The sequence below is a fragment of the Facklamia sp. P9177 genome (genome assembly GCF_050409585.1).
Classification (GTDB): domain Bacteria; phylum Bacillota; class Bacilli; order Lactobacillales; family Aerococcaceae; genus Facklamia.
In genome coordinates this window covers 1-4,922 of sequence record NZ_JBNUPE010000031.1, presented here as the reverse complement: position 1 = coordinate 4,922, position 4,922 = coordinate 1, and the positions used below count along the sequence as shown (strand labels likewise).

The 4,922-nt window shown below is 33.7% G+C and carries 8 protein-coding genes and 1 pseudogene; all 9 read left to right on the top strand.

Annotated elements, in window-relative coordinates:
• Positions 1-291: pseudogene (locus ACQV18_RS09265) on the top strand (hypothetical protein); the annotation flags it as partial.
• Between the two features lie 114 nt (positions 292-405).
• Positions 406-705, top strand: a complete 300-nt coding sequence (locus ACQV18_RS09260) for a hypothetical protein (RefSeq protein ID WP_428893001.1) — start codon at positions 406-408, stop codon at positions 703-705.
• Between the two features lie 236 nt (positions 706-941).
• On the top strand, positions 942-1,109 hold the full coding sequence (locus ACQV18_RS09255; protein WP_428893000.1) for a hypothetical protein: 168 nt from the start codon (positions 942-944) through the stop codon (positions 1,107-1,109).
• Positions 1,110-1,177: 68 nt separating this feature from the next.
• On the top strand, positions 1,178-1,399 hold the full coding sequence (locus ACQV18_RS09250; RefSeq protein WP_428875915.1) for a hypothetical protein: 222 nt from the start codon (positions 1,178-1,180) through the stop codon (positions 1,397-1,399).
• Positions 1,399-2,094: an ERF family protein gene (locus ACQV18_RS09245; protein WP_428892999.1), complete on the top strand. Its 696-nt coding sequence runs from the start codon at positions 1,399-1,401 to the stop codon at positions 2,092-2,094. Before ACQV18_RS09250 ends, ACQV18_RS09245 begins: the two co-directional genes overlap by 1 nt.
• Position 2,095: 1 nt before the next feature.
• Entirely contained in the window at positions 2,096-2,953 is an 858-nt protein-coding gene (locus ACQV18_RS09240; protein WP_428892998.1) for a DUF1351 domain-containing protein, read from the top strand.
• 12 nt (positions 2,954-2,965) lie between these two features.
• Positions 2,966-3,622: a putative HNHc nuclease gene (locus tag ACQV18_RS09235; protein WP_428884884.1), complete on the top strand. Its 657-nt coding sequence runs from the start codon at positions 2,966-2,968 to the stop codon at positions 3,620-3,622.
• The gene (locus tag ACQV18_RS09230; protein ID WP_428892997.1) at positions 3,622-4,557 is read left to right on the top strand and encodes a phage replisome organizer N-terminal domain-containing protein; all 936 of its coding nucleotides are present in this window, start codon (positions 3,622-3,624) and stop codon (positions 4,555-4,557) included. Before ACQV18_RS09235 ends, ACQV18_RS09230 begins: the two co-directional genes overlap by 1 nt.
• A gap of 58 nt (positions 4,558-4,615) precedes the next feature.
• A partial coding sequence (gene ssb, locus ACQV18_RS09225) for a single-stranded DNA-binding protein (RefSeq protein WP_428893002.1) occupies positions 4,616-4,922 on the top strand: 307 nt, incomplete at its 3' end.

The window sequence follows — 4,922 nt, the reverse complement described above, 5'->3', positions numbered from 1 at the left end:
CAATCAAAAGTTCACACTTTAGCGAACCAATTTGCTAAAGAACACTTAGCAAAGACAAGACTAAATTATAGCGACAACTTATTTAAAGGGTGGAAAGGTTTATTCATAAGAAGAATTCATTCTCGTATTAAAAATGTGATGAATGTCGTTCGATACACCGCTGTTAAAAGAGAAAGCTTCGAAGATTTGATGATCTATTTAGACAGTTTGTCTTATCAATCGTTTAGTGGCAGCGAGTTGAACCCAACCCCCGGCATTTTAAAAATTATGGAACAAGATGCTGATAATTAATGAACTGCCCAGCGTGTCACTTAAAAATGGTAAAAACAAGAGAAAGCAAAAAGACTGATACTTATTATTGTTCTGTTTGCAACAAAGTTTGATGTAAGAGAAAGGAGACCTTTTATGGAAATAGTGAAAGTAAGATCAGTTATTCAAATGTGGATTTATCCGAAAGATGTCCAAAGGTTGATTGGTAAGAAACAAACTTCTACGTACTACTTTTTAAAAGATTTTAGAGAGTTTTGCAAAGATAGACCTAATTATTTCAATCCGGTTAAACCAATTCAGTCTGATTTAAATTCAGATGTGCAATACAACTATTACGCCATCGTTCATTTTTTTGAGAATAGAGAGCTTCTGATGGCCGGTACTCGGTCAATAAAATTCGAAAACGATCTTGAAAGATTGAAGGAGGCATACTAATGAAAGACTTTTTATTATTGTTAGGAATTCTCCTTATGTATATTGGAGGAATTGTTTCAATTTTTTGGTGGGGTCTTGTATTTTATCCATACCTTCGCAAGATGAGGAATTGCAACAATAAACGGAAATCCAATAAGTGATAATAGTAAACTGAATTATTTAAATCAAATGACTCCTTTCCATTCAATTATAGGAAAGGTTTAAAAGAGTAACAATACAGAAAAGGAGGAACACAAATGAACATCAAATTAGAAGAAAACTGTGAACGATTAAAAAGAGAAAAACTGCAAAAAATGAAGAAAAAACAAGATAATATTCTTTACTTCGTTCTTAATTTTCTGTTTTTCTCCATTATCGCATGGCCGTTCTTATCATTACTTTTGGAAGAGTTAGGTTGGTACTAATGAAAAACAACATAAAAAAAGTCCGCACGGCAATGCGGACCAATACATAAATCTAGGAGGATTATACCATGAATCAACGATTTTTAAAAGGCTCACGAGACAGTTTAGGGGTTCCATTGGAACCAGATGAAGATTTGCCAGTTGCTAAAGATTGGAAGGGCGAAGCACTTTATGAAGGTGATTCAGTAATTGAGTTTGATGGAGATCTTATTTATGATGAACCGACTGAAATAGCAGAGTATTTTAGACAATTTGATAGATATGAATTGCGCAAAGGAGTGAATTGTTAGTGAGGTTTAGCGAATCAACAAAAAACATCTTTAAGGCTTTGTCAGAATTTAAAAAAGAATTCAAGCAACCTTTAAAAGACGCAGATAACCCGTTTTTTAAATCTAAATATGTTCCTTTGGAAAATGTGGTTCAGTCAATAGACAATGTAGCGCACAATCACGGATTAGCCTATGTTCAATCTACAATCACTAATGAGCAGGGACAAGCAGGAGTTACGACTATAATCACCCATTCGAGCGGAGAATTTATTGAGTTTGATCCACTTTATTTAAAAGCAGACAAACCGACCGCACAAGGCATGGGCTCAGCTATCACATACGCTAGGCGCTATTCATTATCGAGCGCTTTTGGAATAGCAAGTGATGTTGATGATGATGGAAACGAAGCGAGCCAAAGTATCGGTCATAACAAAAAAGAAAAAGAAAGATTTAATAAAGCACAAAAACCGACTTTAGAAGAAACGATTAAACGTGCTGATCAATTAAGAACATCTATTCAAAATATTAAGAAAGTTTCGCGTCAACAAATAGATGAGTGGATTTTTGAATATTTAAAAGTTAAAAGTACAGAAGAAATCACTCCTGACATGTGGAACAAGGTTGTCCCATGGTTAATAAAGTTGGAAGCGAAAGCAAAGTCAGACGAGAAAAAGCAAAAAGAAGAACAAGAAGTTGTTAATTGGGGAGGAAATTAAAATGAAAGATCTGATGCAAATTGTGGAGTTTAAACCTGATTCATACGAAATTAAAAATTTAAATCAAATCAAGGAATACGCAGAAAAAACTGCTAACAAATATAAAGGGATAGTTGTTGCTAGTGAAGAAACCTATCAAACAGCTAAAAAACAAAGAGCAGAAGTTAAAAAACTTAGAGAAGAAGTAGAAACTGCTAGAAAAAAAGTAAAGAATGACAAGCTGAAAGAGTTAGAAGATTTTGAAAAAGATATGAAAAGTATCTCTTCAATTTATAACGAAGCTTGGGAAGAGTTGGAAAATAATATAAAAGATTTTGAAGCGCGTGAGCGACAGGAAAAAGAAGATTTAATTCAAGTTTTGATTTCTAACCACGGAGAGGGCTTTGAAATAGAACACAATCCAAAGTGGACGAACAGAACTTTTTCTGAAGAACAAATAGCAGAAGAAATCAAACATCAAGTACAAGATATAAAAGAAAAAATTGAAAAGAGAAAGCAGGAATTGAAAGTCATTGAACAAGCTGTACTAGCTAGCGGATTAGAAGATACCGCTGGTTGGATAGCTATGTATGACAGGGGAATCGACTCTCAAGAAATATTGCAAAGGATTTTTAAAGCAGGAGAAGACAAGAAAAGTCTTGCTGCGCAAAAAGAAAATAAGATCCAAGAAGAAAATATAAACACAAATCTCTACAACCAAGATTTAGAAATAAAAAACATTAAAGACGAAGAACCTCAAGAAAAAATTGTAGAAGATATTATCAAAATTAGAGGGACAATAAAACAGTTTAACAATTTAAATGAATATCTTGTTAGTACAGGTATGAAAGTTGAACGCTATTATCCTGAAAAAAATTAAAGAGGGGATATTATGCGCTGTGAAGTTAAAAACTTTAATGACCATGAAATTTTACTAAAAACACATGATTCAATTGACTTTAATAAATTTACAGAAAACACATGGAACGGTCGCATATTTGGATATTTTGAACCTTGGATTAAAGGGAGTAGCACAGACCAGCAACGGAAGCACTATTGGGCATTAATCGGAGACATACATGATTATACAGGAGAACGTAAGGGTCGAATCAATCTTAACATGAAAGCTTTGTATATGATTGAAAAAGACACAGATAAAGAGCCTTCGATTGCTAGAAATAAAATGAAAAAAGAAGAAGTAGCAGAATGGTTAGATATGATAATTCATTACTGCATTGATAAACAAATACCATTTCAGCATCCAGTTGGGTACGTACCGAGCGATATTACTAAGTATGTTTACAAGATGACTATGAAAAGAATGTGTGTTGCTTGTCATAAATACGCAGAAATACATCATGCAACAAATCTAATTGGTATGGGCAATAACCGAAGTAAACATAATCATTTGGAGTCAACATTTTTACCTCTCTGCAGGGAACACCATCAACTAATACATAACAAAGGGTTAGATTGGTTTTGCGCAGAATGGAATGTGGTTCCAATTAAATTATCCAGGGAAGATCTAAAAGAATTAGGGGTGATGTAATGAGTGAAAACAAACGGTATTACTGGCTTAAACTAAATGAAAACTTCTTTAAGGAAGATACAATTCAATGGATAGAAGATCAAGAAAACGGAAAAGATTATGTGATTTTTTATTTAAAACTATGCTTAGAGTCTTTAAAAGATAATGGTAAGTTGGTTCGCTATGTAGGAGAGAAATTAATTCCATACGATGTAAAAGCACTAGCAAAACTAACTGGCACGTCATTAGATACAGTAGCAGTCGCAATGAAAACATTTGAACAAATTGGTCTTGTGGAAATGTTAGAGACGGGAGAACTCTATCTTAAACAAATAAATGAAATGATTGGAAGCGAGACTGATTCTGCTAAGCGAATGAGAAAACTCAGAGCAAAAGAAAATCTGACTGAGCTTCCCGAACCGTCACATTGTGACAACAACGTTCAGAAAAGTGACATTGTTGTTCAGAAAAGTGACACAGAGAAAGAGATAGAGAAAGAGATAGATATAGATATAAAGAAAAAGAGCAATAACTCTCAGCAATCGAAGTCTCGATATGCTGAGGACTCTAACTATTTCTTACTTTCCAAATTTTTATTATCTCTTATCAAAAAAAGGAATCCTGAACATAAAGAACCTAATTTACAAAACTGGGCAGATGATTTCAGAAAATTAGTCGAATTAGACAAGAGAGATTTAAGTCAAGTGAAGAATGTTGTTATTTGGTGTCAGAATAACGACTTTTGGCAAAATACTATTCTAAGTCCAGCTAAAGTACGGAAACATTATGACAAGCTTGTCTTACAGATGAATAGTCCGAATAAGACCCGTAATCAGCACATAAAAACTGAACCAGTACCAAGTTTTATGACGAATAAGCAAGAAGTGAAATCAGAAGTTGTTAGTAAAGAAGAACAAGACGAAATGAAAAAGAAACTAAGTAACTTGCTTAAATAATAGCTAAATATGATTACAAGACGGGCAAATTTACTCATGAATATTTTTAGGAGGGATTATTATCAACCATGTAAATTTAATAGGTCGTCTAACTAAAGAAGTAGACCTTAGATATACGCAATCTGGCACAGCAGTTGGAAGTTTTACACTAGCAGTGAATAGAAGCTTTACCAATCAACAAGGCGAGCGTGAAGCAGATTTTATAAGATGTGTTATTTGGCGTAAAGCTGCAGAGAACTTGGCTAATTTTACACGCAAAGGGTCACTAATCGGTTTAGAAGGAGCTATCCAAACTAGAAATTATGACGACGATCAAGGAAATAAAGTTTATATCACAGAAGTTAATGTTAGGAACTTCCACTTGT